This is a genomic window from Brucella pituitosa (assembly GCF_965577835.1).
Taxonomy (GTDB): Bacteria; Pseudomonadota; Alphaproteobacteria; order Rhizobiales; family Rhizobiaceae; genus Brucella; species Brucella pituitosa.
This window is the reverse complement of the sequence record NZ_OZ264092.1, coordinates 2,285,245-2,304,578: the sequence shown is the minus strand read 5'-3', so window position 1 is coordinate 2,304,578 and position 19,334 is coordinate 2,285,245. Positions and strand designations below refer to the sequence as shown.

The window sequence follows — 19,334 nt, the reverse complement described above, 5'->3', positions numbered from 1 at the left end:
GAAGAAAGGCCCGGTCACAATGACCGGGCCTTTCTTCTCTCAATACCCTCGCCAGCTTTAAAGCCGGATCACATATTCCTTGCGCGTGGTTTCGATCACTTCCCAAGTGCCCTTGAAGCCAGGGCGGATGACAAAGCTATCGCCCGCTTTAAGCGTGCGCGCCTCGCCACCCTCTTCCGTCAAAACCGAATGGCCAGCGAGAATATGACAAAACTCCCATTCGTCATATTCAACACGCCACTTGCCCGGCGAACTTTCCCATATGCCTGCGAAGAGCTTGCCATCGGCAGTTTCTTCGAGGTTCCATGTGCGGGAGCGCGGATTACCGGACAGGACACGCTCTGGTAAAGGCGCGCCCTCCTCCGGTTCAACCTCAGTCAACTCGAAATCAACAAGCAGGCTCATCACATCAGACCTTGGCAAGTGCCTGTTCGATATCAGCGATGATGTCATCCGCATCTTCGATACCGATAGAGAGACGAACCACTTCCGGACCGGCACCGGCTGCAGTTTTCTGTTCATCGGTCAACTGACGATGGGTCGTTGATGCCGGGTGAATGACCAACGAGCGCGTGTCGCCAATGTTCGCGAGCAGCGAGAAGAGATCAAGGCTGTCAACGAACTTGACGCCCGCATCATAGCCGCCCTTCAGACCGAAGGTGAAAACAGAGCCTGCACCCTTTGGTGAGTATTTCTTCTGCAACGCATTGAACTTGTCGCTCGGAAGGCCAGCATAGCTTACCCATGACACCTTATCGTGGCCGCTCAGCCAGGTCGCAACCTTGAGCGCATTGTCGCTATGGCGCTGCATACGCAGCGGAAGTGTTTCAACACCCGTCAGGATCTGGAATGCATTGAACGGCGAGATCGCAGGACCAAAGTCACGCAGACCCAGCACCCGAGCCGCTATTGCGAAAGAGATATTGCCGAATGTCTTGTGGATTTCGAGGCCAGCATAATCAGGACGCGGCTCTGTCAAAAGCGGATAATTGCCCGACTTTGCCCAATCGAATGTTCCTGCATCGACAAGAATGCCGCCCATCGAATTGCCATGTCCGCCGATGAACTTAGTCAACGAATGCACGACAATGTCCGCGCCGTGTTCAATCGGGCGGATCAGATAAGGTGACGCCAGCGTGTTGTCGACAATCAGCGGTAATCCGTGCTTGTGTGCAACTTCAGCAATAGCTGCGATATCTGTGACAATGCCGCCCGGATTTGCAAAGCTTTCAATGAAGATTGCACGGGTGCGTTCATCAATATGCTTTTCGAAGTCGGATGGATCCGTTGCTTCGGCCCAGCGCACCTGCCAGCCAAAAGATTTGAAAGCCTGACCAAACTGGTTCATCGAACCGCCGTAGAGCTTGTTAGCGGCGATGAAATTATCACCTGGCTGTAGCAGGCAATGGAAGATCAGCAATTGTGCCGCATGGCCAGATGCCGTGGCAACAGCAGCCGTCCCACCTTCGAGTGCGGCAATGCGCTCTTCCAGAACAGCGGTGGTCGGGTTGGTAATCCGCGTATAGATATTGCCGAAAGCCTGCAGGCCAAACAGAGAGGCTGCATGGTCGGCATCTTCAAACACGAAAGACGTTGTCTGATAGATCGGCGTCGCACGTGCACCCGTCGTTGGATCGGGTTTTGCGCCCGCATGGATTGCCAGTGTTTCGATGCCGGGTGAGCGTTTGGACATAAGTTCCTCCTGACAGTCTATGCCAAATAATTCGAGTGGACGTTAGGCTGTGCCACAAAGAAAGCAAAGGAGGAATTTGCGCCAAACCACGCAATCGCGGAAATTAATTTCCGAACTTCAAGTCATCGCATAAGGCGTGGATACTCAATGGCCGGGCAGCGGTCCATTACCACTTTCAGCCCTGCTTCTTCCGCCCGCCTTGCGGCCTCTTCATGCACAACGTCAAGCTGGGTCCAAAGAACCGTTGGCCGTTGTTTCATGGCAAGAATTTCATCCACAATGCCCGGAAGCGAATGTGACGCGCGAAAAACATCCACCATATCGACTGGTTCATCAATATCAGCGAGATTGGTTACCACTTGCTGCCCATGGATGCTTTTCCCAACCTGCCCCGGATTAACGGGAATGACATGGTATCCCCAATCGAGCAGGAATTTCATAACACCGTTGCTCGGGCGCTCGGGCTTGGGCGATGCACCAAGAAGCGCAATCGTTTTGACGGACTGAAGAATTTCGCGAATCTGATTGTCTGAAGACGCTTGCATTTCATTCCTCCGCTGTAAATTCGGGGCCAGAGCGGTCTCGTTAAGATTGAAACGTTTGAACTGCTCTATCTATTTTGCTTCGCATTATCCTACGCAAAACCGCTGCGCACTTTTGCTGGAAATGCTTTATTTTTTGCATATCGCAACGCGTGCTTGCAAGATTGGCCAAACTCCCCCTATTCCTTATTATAAGGGAGAGAACATGAATATCAGCACTGCACACCATGCGGCCTTGAGCCCGGTCATGAATATCGACGATTTACGCCTCTTCATGAAGCGCGAATTTCCGCAGCTCGATGACAGTTTTGAGATCGTCTCGATCGATGACGGTGCAGCGACCATGCACCTCCGCGCCAACGATCAGCACTTGCGCCCCGGTGGCACCGTTTCAGGCCCTTCCCTTTTCGCACTTGCCGATGTGGTAGCTTATGCAGCAATCCTCGGTCATATCGGGCCGGTTGCTCTCGCAGTGACCACAAATCTCAATATCAACTTCCTGCGCAAGGCCACTCCGGGAACGGTCAAGGCAGTGGCTAGGATTCTCAAACTTGGAAAGCGTTTGGCCGTACTGGAAATAAGCCTGACCAGTGATGAGACAAATGGGCTAATAGCCCATGCGACGGCGACTTATTCCATTCCACCGCGATAAAAAGATAGGGTATTATAATACCAATATCGTAAGTCATTGTTTTTATTAGTCTATTAAAAGAATGCTGTAAAAACAGCGCTTGACGATCTTCCAGAGTTTGTGTATCGACCCGCCCAGTGCGTATGGAAGCTCGCTTTCTAACGCCCTTAGGGTTGGCCGTCCTTATGATTGGCGTGACCAACACAAGCAACAAGAAAAGCCCGGGTCGCAAGATCTGGGATTAAGTCAAGGAAGACTTCAATGGCAACTTTTTCTCAGAAGCCAGCCGAAGTGGTGAAGAAGTGGATTCTGATCGACGCAGAAGGTCTCGTCGTCGGTCGTCTCGCATCCCTCGTCGCCAATCGCCTGCGCGGTAAGCACAAAGCAACCTTCACCCCGCACGTTGACGATGGCGATAATGTCATCATCATCAATGCAGACAAGGTTGTTCTGACCGGCAAGAAGTACACCGACAAGGTTTACTACTGGCACACTGGCCATCCAGGTGGCATCAAGGAACGTACTGCTCGCCAAATTCTCGAAGGCCGTTTCCCGGAACGCGTTCTTGAAAAGGCTATCGAGCGTATGATCCCACGTGGTCCACTCGGTCGTCGCCAGATGAAGAACCTGCGCGTTTATGCAGGTGCAGATCATCAGCATGAAGCTCAGCAGCCAGAAGTTCTGGACGTTGCAGCGCTGAACCGCAAGAACAAAGGGAATGCATAATCATGGCTGAGCAGCTCAACTCGCTCGAAGAACTCGGCAGCGTAGTCGCCGAACAGGCCGCTCCGGTTCATGTTCAGAAGATCGACGCTCAGGGCCGCGCTTATGCGACCGGCAAGCGTAAAGACGCGATTGCTCGCGTTTGGGTCAAGCCAGGTTCCGGCAAGATCACCGTAAACGGCAAAGAATTTGCTGCGTATTTCGCACGTCCGGTTCTGCAGATGATCCTGCAGCAGCCAATCGTTGCGTCGAACCGCGCTGGTCAGTTCGATGTTGTCGCAACTGTTGTTGGCGGCGGCCTTTCCGGTCAGGCCGGTGCAGTTCGTCACGGCATCTCCAAGGCACTCACCTATTACGAACCAGGCCTTCGCACGGTTCTTAAGAAGGGTGGCTTCCTTACTCGCGATAGCCGTGTTGTTGAACGTAAGAAGTACGGTAAGGCCAAGGCTCGCCGTTCTTTCCAGTTCTCCAAGCGCTAATACGCTTAGGGCCAGTTCTCAAGGCGCTAATATTTATCGCTTCAAAATTACAGAAAAACGGGCCTTCGGGTCCGCTTTTTTGCTTTGAATTATCCGGATTGCTTTAGCCCGCCCAAGCGCGAATGGTTTTGCGGTTAATCTCCAGCTGTTTCTCAACAGGCTGTTTGTAATAGTCCGGCGCCATGCCCGAAATCCAATCTCCATAGTTTGGATTTGGCAGCATGAAAAACTTCGTACCGAACGCTTCGCTATTGGCTGCGACGAAAGTGCGGCGTTGCTGGTTATTCTTATGATAAGTGGCGCTTCCGAAATCATTCAGATTGTCACCAACATAGACCACCACATCGAAGCCAGCTGCTTTGACGGCGTCAAAACGCGCCTGTTTGTTGGATTGACCACTATTGAGAAGCAGGGTCTTCGCTGAGACCCCGGGAAAGCCGAGCTTCCTGATGTTGGCAGCTGTATGGTCAAATGATTTGGCATCACGGTTCGTGACATAGAACATTGTGCCTCCATGCGAATTCACATAGCGCGCAAACTCGACAGAGCCCGGGATAGGTCGTGCCTGTTCGGCAGCCACCCAACGACCCCAGGTCTTCTCCGTGTACGGCACATTATGCTGGATGCGCCATCCGGCATAAGCCGAATTGTCGATCATCGTCTCATCAAGATCAACGATCACCGCTTTCCTGCGTCCCTTCCTCACCTTTGCCGTATCGAATGCTTTACGTGCACCGTTAAAGGCCTGATAGGCAAGCGCATCATATTCGCCCGATTGTTGCATCCAGTTGAGCGCACTCACATTCTGCTGCTCCAATTGATGGCGGGCCGCATGCTGATCGGTCATACAACCGGACAAGGCTGCGGAACAGGCAAGCGCGATTGAAATTGGAAATACTGCTTTCTTCATAAAGTCCCTCTCTGAAAGAGAAGTATTTGCCAACACGCTCCGTGTTCTCACAATCGCGGTTTATCGCTCGCGCAATCTTGCACCCTTCGTATGACGGGCAGCGCTCTAACTATTGAATTTGCGCATCGTGCTTTCGAAAAATCGATTCGGATTTTTGGGCTCATGCCGTAGACGCAGTTGCAAGCCCCGGCGACAACATTCATGAAGGGTGAAGCCCAAGATTCTTCGATAATGGAACACGCCCATGTCTACGACTGAACGTTTCGCCAACACGCCGCAACCGCCTTACTTTGTTGTGTCATTCTCGTCGCAACGCTTCGGCGATGATGGAGGTTATGGTGAAATGGCCGAGCGCATGGCAGAACTTGCTGCACGGCAGCCTGGCTATATCGGTGTTGAAAGCGCACGCGATGCCGAAGGATTTGGCATCACCAATTCATTCTGGACGGATGAAGAAAGCATTCGGGCATGGAAACGCGATGTCGATCATCTTGTCGCGCAAAAACTTGGTCGTCTGCAATGGTATGAAACTTATCGCGTTCGCATTGCCCGTGTAGAACGTGCATACGGATTTGAAGCAAAAACCGCATAAAGCAATCTCCCAATTTGCTTCATGAAGCGCTATGAGAGTTGAGACGCCATCCGGGAGCCGGCCATGCCCTCTAAGACGATTGACCATGCTTTCACTGCCAGCAGCCTGAACAGTGCTGCCACTGACCCCACCCACGCGGGTGTGTTGTCATTCATGCGGCGCCTTTATAGTAAGTCGCTGAAAGGGGCCGAAGCCGTCGTCTGGGGCATTCCGTTTGATGCAGCGGTTTCCAACCGACCCGGCGCGCGGTTTGGTCCGCAGGCGATCCGTCGTGCATCGGCCATTTTCGACAACGATCCGCAATATCCGTTTGAGCGCGATCTGTTCGAAAATCTTGCTGTCATCGACTATGGCGACTGCCTGCTTGATTATGGCAATCATTATAAGACGCCAGCAACGATAGAACGGGAAGCCGCGAAGATTCTCAAATCTGATGCGTTTTTGCTGACGCTTGGCGGCGATCATTTCGTAACTTGGCCCCTACTCAAAGCCCATGCTGCGAAATATGGTCCGCTGGCACTGGTTCAATTCGATGCACATCAGGATACATGGTTTGACGATGGCAAGCGGATCGATCACGGTTCTTTCGTAGCCCGTGCCGTGCGGGATGGAATTGTCGATCCCGAGCATTCTATCCAGATTGGCATTCGCACGCATGCGCCGGAAGACTGCGGTATCAAGATCATCTATGGCCATGAAGTTGAGGATATGTCAGCGCAGGCAATCGCCGACGAGATTCTCAAACGCACAGCTGGCAAAAAAACCTATCTGACGTTCGACATCGATTGTCTTGATCCGGCCTTTGCACCAGGAACCGGAACACCCGTTGCTGGCGGTCCCTCTTCGGCAAAGATGCTTTCCGTGCTTCGCAAGCTGACGGCTCTTGATTTTGTGGGCGCCGATGTGGTCGAGGTTGCACCGGCTTACGATCATGCCGATATAACGGCAATCGCCGGAGCGACCATCGCAATGTATTATCTTGGGCTTCTGGCTGAGCAAAAAGCACGACGACGATAAATGCTGCTCAGAAACTGATTCAAGCAGCTCAAAAATTGATTCCGAATATTGGCGTAACTTTCTGAAATCCAAAGGCAAAGCGCATGAAACCGAAAATCTTCATCGACGGCGAACACGGCACCACAGGTCTGCAAATCCGCAGCCGCCTTGCCGAGCGCGACGATCTTGAAGTTATTTCCATCCCGGAAGCCGAGCGTCGCAACAAGGACTTGCGCGCTGACTATCTGCGCTCTGCCGATATTGCGATCTTGTGCCTGCCGGATGACGCGTCCAAGGAGGCTGTTTCACTGCTCGAAGGTCACAACTCGACCCGGATCATCGATACTTCGACTGCTCATCGTGTGCATACTGATTGGGCCTACGGCTTTGCAGAACTTGCCAAGGGTCAGCGTGAGCGCATCGCAGAAGCACGCCTCGTCGCCAATCCGGGCTGCTATCCGACCGGCGCAATCGCGCTTGTGCGTCCATTGCGCGATGCGGGATTGTTGGCAGCTGATTATCCGATCAGCGTCAATGCAGTTTCCGGCTATACCGGCGGCGGCAAGCAGATGATTGCGCAGATGGAGGACAAGAACCATCCGGAGCATCTTGCGGCCAACAATTTCCTCTACGGTCTGCCGCTGCGTCACAAGCACGTTGCGGAACTGCAATTGCATGGCCGCCTGGATCGCCGCCCACTCTTCAGCCCAAGCGTCGGCCGTTTCCCGCAAGGCATGATCGTTCAGGTACCACTGTTCGTGACTGAACTTGAAGGCTCACCGTCGCTTAAGGATGTCCATAACGTTTTGACCGCACATTATGCCGGGCAGAATATCGTCGAAGTTGTTTCGCTGGAGGAAAGCAGCCAACTGCCGCGTGTCGATGCGGAAGAGCTTGCTGGCAAGGATGGCATGAAGCTTTTCGTGTTTGGTACGAAAGGTGACAATCAGGTCAATCTCGTGGCGCTCCTCGACAATCTCGGCAAGGGCGCATCGGGTGCCGCTGTTCAAAATATGAACCTGATGCTCGGCAAAGCCTGATGACGGAAAGGCCGATATTCCCCGCCGAATGGAATATCGGCTCTTATGTGCCGCTCGCAGACACGCATTCCAGCCTCGTCTGGAAAGTCGAACGTAGCGATTATCCAGGCGAGTTTTTTGTTATCAAGCAGCTGAAACCTGCAGGAATGGAAGAACTGCGCGGCGCGCATTATCTCGACTGGCAGGACGGCCATGGTGCCGCACGATTATACGGCCTCAATGGCACATCGATGCTGCTTGAATATGCGGGCGACTATCATCTTGACGAGCATCTGAAACGCGGCAAGGATGCCGAATGTTTGCAGATATTCGGCGAGGTTCTGAACGCGCTGCACACGCCCTCTCCTGCCCCGATACCGGCTGATTTGCAACCACTGGACAAGCATTTTTCCGGTCTCTTCGCAGTAGCAAACGAGAGCTCTATCTATGCGGATGGCACGGCGGTCGCGAAGTGCCTGCTGGCGACGCCGCATAATGCTATTCCGCTGCATGGTGACATTCACCATGAGAACATAATCAAGGGACCGCGTGGCTGGCTTGTGATTGATCCCCATGGGCTGGTGGGGGATGCAGCCTTCGATGCGGCTAACATCTTCTACAATCCGCTCGATCGTGATGATTTGTGCCTTGATCTCGAACGCGCTCAGCGCATGGCAGAGCATTTCGCACCGATCCTCAAATGCGACCCCGCTTATGTCCTCGATTACGCATTTGCCTATGGCTGCCTCTCCGCCGCCTGGCATCGCGAAGATGGCAATGATGCCGATGAAGCACGGGAGCTGAAAATTGCTTCCGCGCTAAGGCATCTGCGTCAGACGGCTTACTCTTTGTAAGCGCCCTTTGTTGCGCGCCAATGTGCAACGGCGAAAGCCAGAACCATCAGGGCCACAAACTGGTGCGTGAGGCCGAGATCCAGCGGCACGCTCATCAGGAGCGTCGCGATTCCAATCGCTGCCTGCACCAATATCAGGCCGAGCAAAACGATTGTGCGACGGGCATGGGTGGTTGCTGCCGCATTTTTCCAAACCTGCACAGCATGAACAACCGCCAGAACCAGAACTGTGTAGGCAAACATGCGATGTACGAACTGTACGGTCTTGGGATTTTCAAACAGATTGCGCCACCATGGCGACTGGATGAACAGGTCTGACGGGATGATCGCCCCGTCCATCAGCGGCCAGGTATTGTAGGTAAGACCGGCATGAAGCCCGGCGACAAGACCGCCAAGGTAGATCTGCACCAACACGGCAAAGACTAACCAGCCCGCAAAACGCTGGATAGACCGTTCCGCCGGGCGCTCGGTATAAGTGACGAGCCCCCGCGCGATATAAAACACCGCCGTTATGATGACGCAGGCTGTCGTCAGATGAATGGCAAGGCGATACTGGCTGACACTGGTAAGCTCGCTCAGTCCCGATGCAACCATCCACCAACCGATAGCACCCTGAAAGCCGCCCAGCGCCAGAAGGCCAAGCATCCGGTATTTAAGACTGCTGTTCAGGCGTCCGGTAAGCCAGAAGAAGGCAAGTGGAATTGCAACCAGAAAACCCACGAAGCGCGCGAGCATGCGATGCGCCCATTCCCACCAGAAGATGGACTGGAATGCTTCGAGCGACATGCCCTTATTGATCTGCTGATATTGCGGAATCTGGCGGTATTTATCGAACTCTTCCAGCCATTCGGCATGGTTGAGTGGTGGAATGACGCCGTGGATCGGTTTCCATTCAGTGATCGACAGGCCAGAGCCTGTCATGCGCGTCGCGCCACCGACCATGACAATAGCGATCAGAACGACAAAAACCGCATAGAGCCAATAACGGATCAGTCGACGGTTTTTATCCTCGCCGGATCTCACTGTGCCCTGCCCTTCATGTCGAACGGAAATTGCCGCCATGCCATCTCATCCTTCAATATTAAGTCTGGATTAAGTCAGGGATACATGCCGCATAGGAGAAGCGGTTACAAGTCAGGCTCACGCGACATGCCGACGCGTTTTCTCTTCCTTTGTGCGTTCTCACAAGCTAGTGAAGAAGTGGATAGAGGAGAATGACATGCCCGTTCGGCTGAAAAAACTCATAGGCACATTTCTGCTGGTTGCTCTTGTGATCGTCTATGCAGTTTTTGCAACAATCATTGCCGTGGCTCAGCTTGGTAATTCGCCTGCATGGGTGCACCTCCTTTATTTCTTCTTCACCGGTATTCTCTGGGTATTGCCTGCAATGGGAATCATCTGGTGGATGGCTCAGCCTCCGCGCCCAAAACGTCGTTGATTAATTTGCGGGGGCAAACGAAACGTGACTGATGAAGCCAGAGCCAGTCTGACGCCACGTCTCGTTACCGACTACGCGCAACTGCGTGACTTCTGGACAAAGCCGGGCGCACTACATGGCAATGCGCAAACTTTCGACTGGATCGACTGCTGGCGCAGGCATGTCAATACGGACAGTCTGGTTGCCGGTCTGTTTACCAACGATACGCCAATCATGATGCTGCCGCTTGAAGCTGTCAACGAGAATGGCGCGCACGTGTTGCGCTATCCGGGCGGAAGTCACGCAAACTGCAACTTCCCCTGGCTTGACGGTTCGGTCGACCGCGCATCCGTGAGCCAGCTTGTGTCGGCCATTCGAACCGCTCGACCAGATATCGATATGCTTTCGCTAACAAGGCAACTGCCCTCTCTATCGGGCGAAGATAACCCTTTATTGCAGTTGAAGAATATCGAGAACCCCAATCCTGTGCTTGCTGCGTCTCTCGGACATGGTTTTGATGCCGTGCTTGGGCGGAGCAATACAAAGCGGAAACTCAAAAAACATCGTCAGCATGGACGTCGTTATGAAGAATCCGGCGGTTGGCGCATTTACGCTCCGCAGTCTCGTAAAGAAGCCGACGAGATACTCGATATTTTCTTTACTCTCAAGGCGCATCGATTCAAGCAAATGGGGATCCGTGATCCTTTTGCCGGTGCACATATTCAGGCATTCTTCAAAGAGCTTTACGGCGATGCGGCTGAAAGCCAGAACGCGGTATACCAACTGCAAGTTCTTGAAGTCGGTGGCAAGATCCGCTCACTTATAGGTAAAGCCTTCTCAAAAGATGGTCCGACCGTTGAATTCAACGCGATAGCGGATGACGAGTTAATAACTGCCAGCCCCGGCGAGTTTCTGTTTTTTGAAGATATCAAGAAAAGCTGCGACGCTGAACTGCCAGTTTATAGTTTCGGTATTGGCGATGAGCCGTATAAGCGAGAATGGTGCGATATCGAATCGCGCATCTACGACGCCTTTGTCCCGTTGACGACCAAAGGCAGAGCATTCACCGCTCTGCAATCAATACGCAGCCAAGCCGTCGCAACGGTCAAAAGCAATCCCCGCCTATGGCGGTTCGCGAAAGCACTCCGCAGCAAACTGGCAAAGCGCTAAGATTTAACAATAAGCAGCTCTCAATTTGATTCAGACGAGAGTGCTATCTTGTTGATCGTGAATCGAAATCAGGCTGTTGGTTGCGATGCATCAGGGTTAGCACCCGTTGTGCGCTCAGGATTGTCCATCAGAATGATGACGTCTTCATAGCCACCCTGATCCATATCGAGCGCCGCCGCGACAACGCTGTTGTCGTCGGGATTGACGATGTTCATGATCACGACCGCCGGACCATCCGCAATACGGCGTATCTGTCGCGATGTAGACGGACCGCATTCAACCACCACGAAATCATAAACCGTTTCCAACGCGTCCAGGATATATGGCAGGCGATCAGCCGAACGCATCGCGTTCTCCGGCGGCACGTTTCCAAGCGGCATTACATGCGCCTGAGAATAGTGATCCGTATGAATGACATCGTTGAAACGCCGTTCACCAGCCAGAAGCTCAGTAATACCGGCTCGGCTGTTGCCGTCGAGCATAACCAGACCCAGCGTGCCGAAGGCCGTCATATCGATCAGAATAGCGCGTTTGCCCCGATCCGCCAGCTCCCGCAGCAGACGCACAGTTGCAGCTGATGCGTTATCTCCTTCCGGAGATACCGCAATGACCCGCTTCAAACTGCCATCAATCAGGCGGTTGGCCACTGTCTTCACACCATTTGGATTTTCTGGCGCCTCTTCCTCAGAGACAATTTTTGATCCCGACATGAAAGGCGAAGTCCAGCGTCGTACAGGCTTACCGGAAGCTTCCAGTTCTCTTTCAGAAAGTGGGGTAAAAGCCATGTCAGTTGCCGCTTCAATCACCGGCATTTCGATTTCTTCCACTGCTGTAATACGGCGTCCATCCACGCTGACAAAGGCGCGTCCACTGAACAATTCACGGAGCAATACGAAAATCGAAAGGAGCAACAGTCCAGCAACAAAGGTCGCGCTGACAACCGGCAAGGTTTTTGGATAATAGGGCAATCCCGGCGCATCGGCGCGTGAGAAAATCCGCGCGTCGGCAGGGACATAATTGCGGTCCGTGCGCGAAGCAGCTTCGCGATAGCGTGTCAGATAGGTTTCAAGAAGCTGTCGCTGTGCCGCCGCTTCACGTTCGAGCGCTCGCAGTTCGACTTCCTGCTCACCAGCCTGAGCCGCCTGCGCCTTGACGCGGTTTAACTCACGGTTGAGTTCATCTTCGCGCAGTCTTGCAGCACTCACCTCGTTGTTGAGGCTCGCCAAAAGCTTGCGCCCTTCCACATTGATTTGCCGGTCAAGATCGGCGAGTTGCGAGCGCAACGATTTAATACGCGGATGGCCTTCAAGCAGCGTCACCGAAAGATCAGCAATTTGCGAATTGAGCTGAATGCGACGTTCAGAAAGGCGCTGCATCATACCGGACGCTACAACATCCGGCAGGGTATCAACAGGAACACCGGCTGCAAGCGCTCTGCGAATGCTTTCCGCTTTAGCTTCAGACGTCGCACGGCTTGAACGCAGCCGCGTCAATTCCGTCGAGACTTCGGATAGCTGCTGGGTGGCAATGGTGCTGTTTGTCTGCCCCGTCAAAAGGCCATTCGCTGCACGATAGTCTGCGACCTTCTTTTCCGAATCCCGCACTCTGCCGCGCAGATCCTCGATTTCTGGCGCAAGCCAACCGGTTGCATCATCATTAGACTGGAGCTTTGCAGCGCCTTGCAGCGCGATATAGGCGTCAGCCACGGCATTTGCGATACTGGCTGCTTCCTGCGGATTTGCAGACGTATATTGGACAACAATCACACGCGAACCGGTGATGTTGAAGACCTCTAAGTTCTGGCGCAACTTTTGCAGTACACGCTCTTCAGGTGTCAGACTGGCCGGATTATTGCGCATGCCAAGAAGAATCAAAGCGCGCGTCCAAGGCTTTATATTTGTTGAGGTAAATGCATCATTGTCTGTGAGCTTCAGCTTGTCGGAAACCTGTTTCAACAGATCTCCGGAAGTCAGCACTTCGACCTGGCTTTTAACCCCTTCCGGGTCCATCAATGGTCGCTCAGTTGTAGCTTCACCATTTGGACGTGTGAAAACGGATTCGCGGGATTCGATCAGAATACGGGTCTCAGCGCGATAATCAGGCGTCAGAAGGAGGCAAATGATCCAGGCAAGCACTGCCATAATGACCGCGCCGCTGACAATCAAAAGCCAATTGCGGCGCAAGCTCGAAAAGAGCGCGCCAATATCAATATCTGCGTCTTTCGACAGCCTATCGACTTCAGACATTCTCATACTCCGCCCGATGCTCCGCCCAACACTCCGGATGCGCGGTGCTCGAACAACCGCCTCGCTATTTGTTCTTACGCATTATCCAACGCAAAACCGCTTCGCACTTTTACTGGAAATGCTTCAAAGGTATCGCAGGCCAATTTTGTAAGAAAATGTAAACGAACAAGGTAACCAGAGGGTTAAACTGTCTATTTGTTCGACCTTGCGGGAAAGAGAGAAAGTTTTTCCAGAACCGCACCACTTCTTTACCAGCCATTAACCTTAATCAAACGATAACGTCATGTATCAGCATTCGGATATTACCCGTCCGAATCTACAAATGCGGCAGTGCTTTTCGGAAGAGACCGAGGCGACAATGACGATGCAGAAAACTCATAAAAAGCGCACAGGCCGACTGGTTCTTGTTGCGCTTGGCCTTGCGGCGATGACGCTTTCCGCATGCTCGAGCTATCGCCCTGCCCCACCGGCGTTTCATGCCGCATTAAACGAACCCTATTTGCTCAATGCTGGCGACCGTGTGCGCGTTACCGTGTTTGAGCAGGCAAGCCTCACCAATAATTATAGCGTCGACCAGTCGGGTTACATCGCGTTCCCACTTATCGGCAGCGTTCCGGCAAGCGGAAAAACCGTAAAGCAGCTTGAAGGTGTTATTGCCTCAAAATTGCGTGGTGGCTATCTGCGCGATCCAGACGTAAGCGTCGAGGTCGACCGTTATCGCCCGATCTTCATCATGGGTGAAGTGGGTGGTGCGGGCCAATATTCATACGTGCCGGGCATGACAGTGCAAAAAGCAATCGCTGCGGCTGGCGGATTTACTCCACGCGCCAATCAGGAAAGTGTCGATATTACACGTACTATCAATGGAGACGTGATGACAGGTCGTGTCCTGATCTCTGATCCGATCCTGCCGGGCGACACCGTCTATGTGCGCGAACGTCTGTTCTGATGGCGATAAATGTCTGATGAAAAGCACAACAAGCCCTTACGGATTGTCCATTGTTTTCGAGAACCTGCGGGTGGCCTGTTCCGCCATGTCCGCGATCTCATCAGCATTCAGGCTTCAAACGGGCATCAGGTTGGCATTCTCTGCGATGCGACGACCGGTGGTCCGCGCGAAGATGAACTACTGGAAGAATTACGGCCCAAGCTTGCGCTGGGCATCCATCGTATCGCCATGCAAAGACATGTCGGTATTGGCGATATCAAAGCAGCATACAAAGCCTATCGCATTGTCAAGAAATTGCAGCCGGACATCTTGCACGGACATGGCGCCAAAGGTGGCGTTTATGCGCGTCTGTTCGGCTCAGTTCTACGGGTTTTTAAGTCTCGCGTAGCCCGTATCTACTCACCGCATGGCGGCAGCCTGCATTTTGACAGAAAGACGCGTCGTGGCGGCGCGGTCTTTCTGATCGAAAGGCTGCTGGCTCCGCTCACTGACGCTGTTCTGTTCGTTTCAAACTTCGAGAAGCGGACATATGAAGAGAAGGTTGGCAGGCCATACGACCTCCATGCGGTTATCTATAACGGCTTGTCGGATGAAGAGTTTGTTCATACGGCGACCGCACCTGACGCTACTGACTTCCTGTTCATAGGAACGATGCGTGCGTTAAAGGGGCCGGATCTGTTGATCCGCGCCCTTGCTTCTCTTCGTGACAAACATGGTGAGCGCTTTACCGCGACTATGGTCGGCGACGGCACAGAGAAACCTGATTTTCTGGCACTTGCAGATGAGCTCGGTGTGGCTGATCAAATCCGCTTCCTTCCCGGCATAGCCGCACGAGAAGCATTTCCGCTTGGCAAAATCATGATCATTCCATCACGCGCGGAAGCATTTCCTTATATCGTGTTGGAGGCGCTGGCCGCTGGCAAAGCCGTCATTGCGAGCAATGTTGGCGGCATTCCGGAAATCTTTGGCCCCAACTCCCCGGCTCTTGTTGAACCAGACATCGAGTTGCTTGCAGCCAAGCTGCTTGCAGTTGTGAATGATGAGAGTGGTTTTCTCTCATCAATGCCCAACAGCATGCGCCTGCGCGAACGGTTCAGCCTTCAGGCAATGGCACATTCTATAGAATTGGTTTACCGTGAAGCACGTTCCTGAAAATCTCGCAGCCGCCAGGACCGTTTGATCAGCAAATCCTTAGGATTTGGCATTAGATATAGTCCGGCACTTTGATTAGCAGGGGTAAAATTGTGCGGGATATTGATGCGCCTTCTCCAATCGATCCTGAGGCAAGCAATGCCAAAGATACGAATGGTTCCAAACCGAGCGAACAGATCGGGTTGAACGCCATGGCGCGCCAGATGGCTGCGCAATACGAACGGAATACCCTGTCGCCGACCATGCTGAGTGGTGTGATACGGCTCGTTGAATTTGGCATTGTTTTACTGTCCGGCATTCTGAGCTTTGCTTACTACGTCAGTTTCAACACCTCGCTCCTTATCTACTATCTCCTCATCATGCTCGCGGGCGGCGGCCTCTACGTGCTTTTGATGGAAATAAACAATGGCTATCAGATCAACATTCTGCGCAGCCCCAGCCGCCATCTGAAACGCGTGATCATCAGCTGGGCAACCGTGCTGGGAGCCGTTGCCGTAGCAGGCTTTCTCTTCAAGGTTTCGTCGGATTTTTCGCGCGCCTGGTTTCTGATCTGGGCCTTGAGCGGCATGATCGTGCTCATCATCTGCCGACTCTTTGTCTCGTGGAGAATCCGTCGTTGGGCACGAAATGGCATTATGGAGCGCCGCGCTGTCATTGTGGGCGGCGGCCCCAATGCCGAAGCACTGATCCGTACACTTGAACAGCAACCAGACAATGACATTCGCATCTGCGGTATCTTCGATGACCGCGACGACAAGCGTTCGCCGCCCATCGTAGCAGGCTACCCCAAACTCGGAAATATCAAGGAGCTGATCGAGTTTGCGCGTATTGCGCATATCGACATGCTGATTGTTTCGCTACCAATCAGCGCCGAAGAACGCATTCTGATGATCCTCAACAAGCTGTGGGTCTTGCCCGTCGACATCCGCCTATCAGCGCTTAACAACCATCTGCGTTTCCGCCCACGCGCCTATTCCTATATCGGCAGCGTGCCGATGCTCGACATTTTCGACAAGCCAATTAACGACTGGGACTCGGTTGCCAAGCGTATTTTCGACATCACCTTCAGTCTGCTTGGCATCGTCTTTCTTTCGCCCATCATGCTGGCAACCGCAATTGCCATTAAGCTCGATAGTAAAGGCCCGGTGATCTTCAAGCAGAAGCGTCATGGCTTTAACAACGAAGTCATCAATGTCTGGAAGTTCCGCTCGATGTATGCAGAGCAGAGCGACCCGACTGCACGCAACGCTGTCACGAAAAACGATCCCCGCGTGACCCGCGTCGGGCGCTTCATCCGCAAGACATCCATCGACGAACTGCCGCAGTTCTTCAATTCGTTGACGGGTTCACTGTCGCTTGTCGGCCCGCGCCCACATGCGGTGGCCGCACACTCGCACAACGTGCTCTACAATGAGGTCGTAGACGGTTACTTTGCGCGCCACCGCGTCAAACCGGGTGTAACTGGCTGGGCGCAGATTAATGGCTGGCGCGGTGAAATTGACAATAATGACAAGATACGTATGCGCACAGAATATGACCTGTTTTATATTGAAAACTGGTCGCTCTGGTTCGATCTAAAAATCCTGTTCCTGACACCCATCAGACTTCTCAACACGGAAAATGCCTATTGAGGACGGTCGCAAACAGAGCCAGCGATATATCGACACCTTACCGCGTTTTACCTGCAACAGAGGTTGCAGGTAAGCGCGCTTTAAACAGAATTATCGCCAATTTTGCCATCGGACTTGGTATTTTTCTGCTTGGTTTCGTGATGAGCGAACCCGCTCCCTATGAGCTTTATATGGTCGCGCTCATAGCTGTGGCCCTGCTTTTTGGGATGCGGCTGACACGAACGAACCTGGTGTTGCTAGCCCTGCTGACCCTATTCAACTTCGGCGGCATGGTTTCAGTCATGCAAATGGCGGATACGAAAGATGCACCGCTATATATCGCCGTTTCGCTATTCCTTGCCTTCACGGCTGTCTTTTATGCTGCAATTATTGAAGCAGACTATCGTCGTCTGAAAACAATATTCAACGCCTATCTTCTGGTCGGCATCCTGTCGTCGTTGCTCGGCATTGCGGGCTATTTCAACCTGTTTCCCGGTGCCGATGTCTTTACCCGCTTCGGTCGCGCGATGGGTGGATTTAAAGATCCGAATGTTTACGGGCCGTTTTTGGTGCTCCCCTTCACATGGAGCCTTTACCGCATCATGAAAGGCAACGGTCGAGATCTGCTCGTCTATTTGCCTTTATGCTGCATACTGACACTTGGCATACTGGTTTCTTTCTCGCGTGCTGCCTGGGCCATGGCACCATTCTCATTTCTCTGTCTTTTTGCAGTTTTGTTTCTTCAGAGCGAGAGCAACAGATTTCGCTTGCGATTAATCGCAATCGGTCTGCTTGCGGTTCTTGTCATTGTTCTGGCTATTGTGCTGCTCCTGCAAATTCCCGATGTAGGAGCATTCTTTTTCGAGCGCGCGCGCCTGGAGCAAAGCTATGACAGTGCGCGTCTGGGCCGGTTTGCCCGACACTGGCTCGGCATGGTGCTGGCGACAGAACACCCTTTGGGAATTGGACCGCTGGAGTTTGGTCCCATGTTCGGTGAAGACACCCATAATGTCTGGCTGAAAGCAGTGCTTGACTACGGCTGGATCGGTTTCATCGCCTTCATAACGCTGACATTCCTGACGCTGGCCATCGGTTTCAAACTGATGTTCAGAAACCGGCCATGGCAACCATTCCTGCTTTGTGCCTATGCGACTTATCTTGGCCATGTGCTCATCGGCAACGTGATCGACACCGATCACTGGCGGCATTTTTATCTGCTCTTTGGCCTCATATGGGGGTGTGCCGGGTTGGAATATAAACACCAACGCGAAGTTGCTTCACACAATCAATACCAAGGAAATCTGCTTTGCAATTCTTGATCTATGCCGCCGCAGCTATATTCGAGATTGCGGGATGCTTCTCGTTTTGGGCATGGCTTAAACTGGACAAATCCCCGCTCTGGCTCATTCCTGGCTTGGTTTGTCTCGCCCTTTTTGCCTATCTGCTGACGCTGATCGAGAGCGACGCTGCGGGACGCGCTTACGCCGCTTATGGCGGGATTTACATTATCGCATCGATTGTGTGGATCTGGGCCGCCGAAGGCATGCGTCCAGATCGCTGGGACATTATCGGCGCGACCGTAGCTTTTGCCGGAGCGTGCATTATTCTCTTCGTTCCACGCACTTAGAACACCTACCGAAAAGTGTAAAACGCTTCAGCTGATCTTGCTGAATTCGATATAAAAATCGCGGATACCCGACGCAAGAAACTGTACGGCCACACAGGTCAGCAGAAAGCCCATGATTTTTGTCACTGCCTGCATACCGTGTTCACCGAGCACCTTCTCGATGAGCGGTGCGGAGGACAGTGCGAGATAGGCTACGCAGATCGTTATAGCGACACCCAAAATAACGACCACATGGCCGACAATGGAGTGTTCAGATGGTATCTGCGACGCGAAGCTCATGACAACCGCTATAGAGCCCGGGCCTGCGAGGCTGGGCATTGCCAGCGGTGAGAACGAATAATCCAGATCAGCCTTTTTAATATCGGCAGGCTCTGCATCTACTTCCGACGACGAATCCTCACCAGAGAAAATCATTCGCAGCGCCAGAATCATGATGATCAACCCGCCGGCCACACGAATACCCGGCATGGATATGCTGAAAAGCGAAATGATCCCGTTCCCAAGTAGCAGGAAAGCAGTCAGAATCGAAAACGCATATATGCAGGCTTTTCGTGCCTGAACGCGTTTGTTTTCAGCACTCATGCGTTTGGTCAGCGACATATATAATGGAATTGTGGTCAGGGGATTCATGATAGGCAAAAGACCGATCACAACGATCGACACGTATTTTACAAACTCAATAATCAAACTCATTCCATTCAGCCTCAAACACCAAGCATATCTGA

At 52.8% G+C, this 19,334-nt stretch carries 21 protein-coding genes; 14 read left to right on the top strand and 7 right to left on the bottom strand.

Annotated features, from left to right (window positions below; translation table 11 throughout):
• Nucleotides 1-57: 57 nt before the first annotated feature.
• The 3 genes from ACSME1_RS11130 to ACSME1_RS11120 all read right to left on the bottom strand — a co-directional run bounded on the left by ACSME1_RS11130 (nt 58) and on the right by ACSME1_RS11120 (nt 2,238).
• Nucleotides 58-405, bottom strand: a complete 348-nt coding sequence (locus ACSME1_RS11130; RefSeq protein WP_105706759.1) for a cupin domain-containing protein — start codon at nt 403-405, stop codon at nt 58-60.
• A 4-nt stretch (nt 406-409) separates the two neighbouring features.
• The gene (locus ACSME1_RS11125; RefSeq protein ID WP_024897457.1) at nt 410-1,693 is read right to left on the bottom strand and encodes an O-acetylhomoserine aminocarboxypropyltransferase; all 1,284 of its coding nucleotides are present in this window, start codon (nt 1,691-1,693) and stop codon (nt 410-412) included.
• A gap of 122 nt (nt 1,694-1,815) precedes the next feature.
• Nucleotides 1,816-2,238 carry a CoA-binding protein gene (locus tag ACSME1_RS11120; RefSeq protein WP_105706760.1) on the bottom strand — a complete coding sequence of 141 codons (423 nt, stop codon included), beginning with the start codon at nt 2,236-2,238 and terminating at the stop codon, nt 1,816-1,818.
• A 202-nt stretch (nt 2,239-2,440) separates the two neighbouring features.
• On the opposite strand from ACSME1_RS11120, the gene ACSME1_RS11115 reads away from it, so the two are divergent.
• The 3 genes from ACSME1_RS11115 (at nt 2,441) to rpsI (ending at nt 4,068) form a co-directional block, all read left to right on the top strand.
• Complete coding sequence (locus ACSME1_RS11115; protein WP_105706820.1) at nt 2,441-2,887, top strand: PaaI family thioesterase; 447 nt, start codon at nt 2,441-2,443, stop codon at nt 2,885-2,887.
• A 240-nt stretch (nt 2,888-3,127) separates the two neighbouring features.
• Nucleotides 3,128-3,592: a 50S ribosomal protein L13 gene (gene rplM / locus ACSME1_RS11110; protein WP_024897454.1), complete on the top strand. Its 465-nt coding sequence runs from the start codon at nt 3,128-3,130 to the stop codon at nt 3,590-3,592.
• 2 nt (nt 3,593-3,594) lie between these two features.
• Nucleotides 3,595-4,068, top strand: a complete 474-nt coding sequence (gene rpsI, locus ACSME1_RS11105) for a 30S ribosomal protein S9 (protein ID WP_036567214.1) — start codon at nt 3,595-3,597, stop codon at nt 4,066-4,068.
• Nucleotides 4,069-4,171: 103 nt separating this feature from the next.
• Here rpsI and ACSME1_RS11100 read toward each other — a convergent pair whose 3' ends face one another.
• Nucleotides 4,172-4,978: a 5'-nucleotidase, lipoprotein e(P4) family gene (locus ACSME1_RS11100; protein WP_105706761.1), complete on the bottom strand. Its 807-nt coding sequence runs from the start codon at nt 4,976-4,978 to the stop codon at nt 4,172-4,174.
• A gap of 244 nt (nt 4,979-5,222) precedes the next feature.
• Here ACSME1_RS11100 and ACSME1_RS11095 point away from each other — a divergent pair, with 244 nt between their 5' ends.
• The 4 genes from ACSME1_RS11095 to ACSME1_RS11080 all read left to right on the top strand — a co-directional run bounded on the left by ACSME1_RS11095 (nt 5,223) and on the right by ACSME1_RS11080 (nt 8,439).
• Nucleotides 5,223-5,570, top strand: coding sequence for an antibiotic biosynthesis monooxygenase family protein (locus tag ACSME1_RS11095; RefSeq protein ID WP_024897451.1), 348 nt, complete (start codon nt 5,223-5,225; stop codon nt 5,568-5,570).
• Nucleotides 5,571-5,633: 63 nt separating this feature from the next.
• A complete protein-coding gene (speB, locus tag ACSME1_RS11090) occupies nt 5,634-6,587 on the top strand; it encodes an agmatinase (protein ID WP_105706763.1) in 954 nt (317 codons plus the stop codon).
• A gap of 83 nt (nt 6,588-6,670) precedes the next feature.
• A complete protein-coding gene (gene argC, locus ACSME1_RS11085) occupies nt 6,671-7,606 on the top strand; it encodes an N-acetyl-gamma-glutamyl-phosphate reductase (RefSeq protein WP_435654922.1) in 936 nt (311 codons plus the stop codon).
• On the top strand, nt 7,606-8,439 hold the full coding sequence (locus ACSME1_RS11080; protein ID WP_024897448.1) for an aminoglycoside phosphotransferase family protein: 834 nt from the start codon (nt 7,606-7,608) through the stop codon (nt 8,437-8,439). Before argC ends, ACSME1_RS11080 begins: the two co-directional genes overlap by 1 nt.
• Here ACSME1_RS11080 and ACSME1_RS11075 read toward each other — a convergent pair.
• Nucleotides 8,427-9,500, bottom strand: coding sequence for a COX15/CtaA family protein (locus tag ACSME1_RS11075; protein ID WP_024897447.1), 1,074 nt, complete (start codon nt 9,498-9,500; stop codon nt 8,427-8,429). The genes ACSME1_RS11080 and ACSME1_RS11075 overlap by 13 nt on opposite strands.
• A 157-nt stretch (nt 9,501-9,657) precedes the next feature.
• Here ACSME1_RS11075 and ACSME1_RS11070 point away from each other — a divergent pair, with 157 nt between their 5' ends.
• Nucleotides 9,658-9,876 (top strand): DUF2842 domain-containing protein, encoded by a 219-nt coding sequence (locus tag ACSME1_RS11070; protein WP_024897446.1) that lies wholly within the window; start codon nt 9,658-9,660, stop codon nt 9,874-9,876.
• Between the two features lie 24 nt (nt 9,877-9,900).
• Complete coding sequence (locus ACSME1_RS11065; protein WP_105535376.1) at nt 9,901-11,025, top strand: GNAT family N-acetyltransferase; 1,125 nt, start codon at nt 9,901-9,903, stop codon at nt 11,023-11,025.
• 68 nt (nt 11,026-11,093) lie between these two features.
• Here the strand turns inward: ACSME1_RS11065 and ACSME1_RS11060 are convergent, their stop codons facing one another.
• Nucleotides 11,094-13,271, bottom strand: coding sequence for a GumC family protein (locus tag ACSME1_RS11060; RefSeq protein ID WP_024897444.1), 2,178 nt, complete (start codon nt 13,269-13,271; stop codon nt 11,094-11,096).
• Nucleotides 13,272-13,635: 364 nt separating this feature from the next.
• Here ACSME1_RS11060 and ACSME1_RS11055 point away from each other — a divergent pair, with 364 nt between their 5' ends.
• The 5 genes from ACSME1_RS11055 (at nt 13,636) to ACSME1_RS11035 (ending at nt 18,609) form a co-directional block, all read left to right on the top strand.
• Nucleotides 13,636-14,220, top strand: coding sequence for a polysaccharide biosynthesis/export family protein (locus ACSME1_RS11055; protein ID WP_181153638.1), 585 nt, complete (start codon nt 13,636-13,638; stop codon nt 14,218-14,220).
• A gap of 9 nt (nt 14,221-14,229) precedes the next feature.
• Entirely contained in the window at nt 14,230-15,372 is a 1,143-nt protein-coding gene (locus tag ACSME1_RS11050) for a glycosyltransferase (RefSeq protein WP_105706764.1), read from the top strand.
• A 92-nt stretch (nt 15,373-15,464) separates the two neighbouring features.
• A complete protein-coding gene (locus ACSME1_RS11045) occupies nt 15,465-17,003 on the top strand; it encodes an undecaprenyl-phosphate glucose phosphotransferase (protein ID WP_105706765.1) in 1,539 nt (512 codons plus the stop codon).
• A complete protein-coding gene (locus tag ACSME1_RS11040; protein ID WP_105706767.1) occupies nt 17,000-18,301 on the top strand; it encodes an O-antigen ligase family protein in 1,302 nt (433 codons plus the stop codon). The genes ACSME1_RS11045 and ACSME1_RS11040 overlap by 4 nt, the downstream gene beginning before the upstream one ends.
• Nucleotides 18,289-18,609 carry a YnfA family protein gene (locus tag ACSME1_RS11035; protein ID WP_024897439.1) on the top strand — a complete coding sequence of 107 codons (321 nt, stop codon included), beginning with the start codon at nt 18,289-18,291 and terminating at the stop codon, nt 18,607-18,609. The genes ACSME1_RS11040 and ACSME1_RS11035 overlap by 13 nt, the downstream gene beginning before the upstream one ends.
• A 27-nt stretch (nt 18,610-18,636) precedes the next feature.
• Here ACSME1_RS11035 and ACSME1_RS11030 read toward each other — a convergent pair whose 3' ends face one another.
• Complete coding sequence (locus tag ACSME1_RS11030) at nt 18,637-19,302, bottom strand: MarC family NAAT transporter (protein ID WP_024897438.1); 666 nt, start codon at nt 19,300-19,302, stop codon at nt 18,637-18,639.
• Between the last annotated feature and the right edge of the window lie 32 nt (nt 19,303-19,334).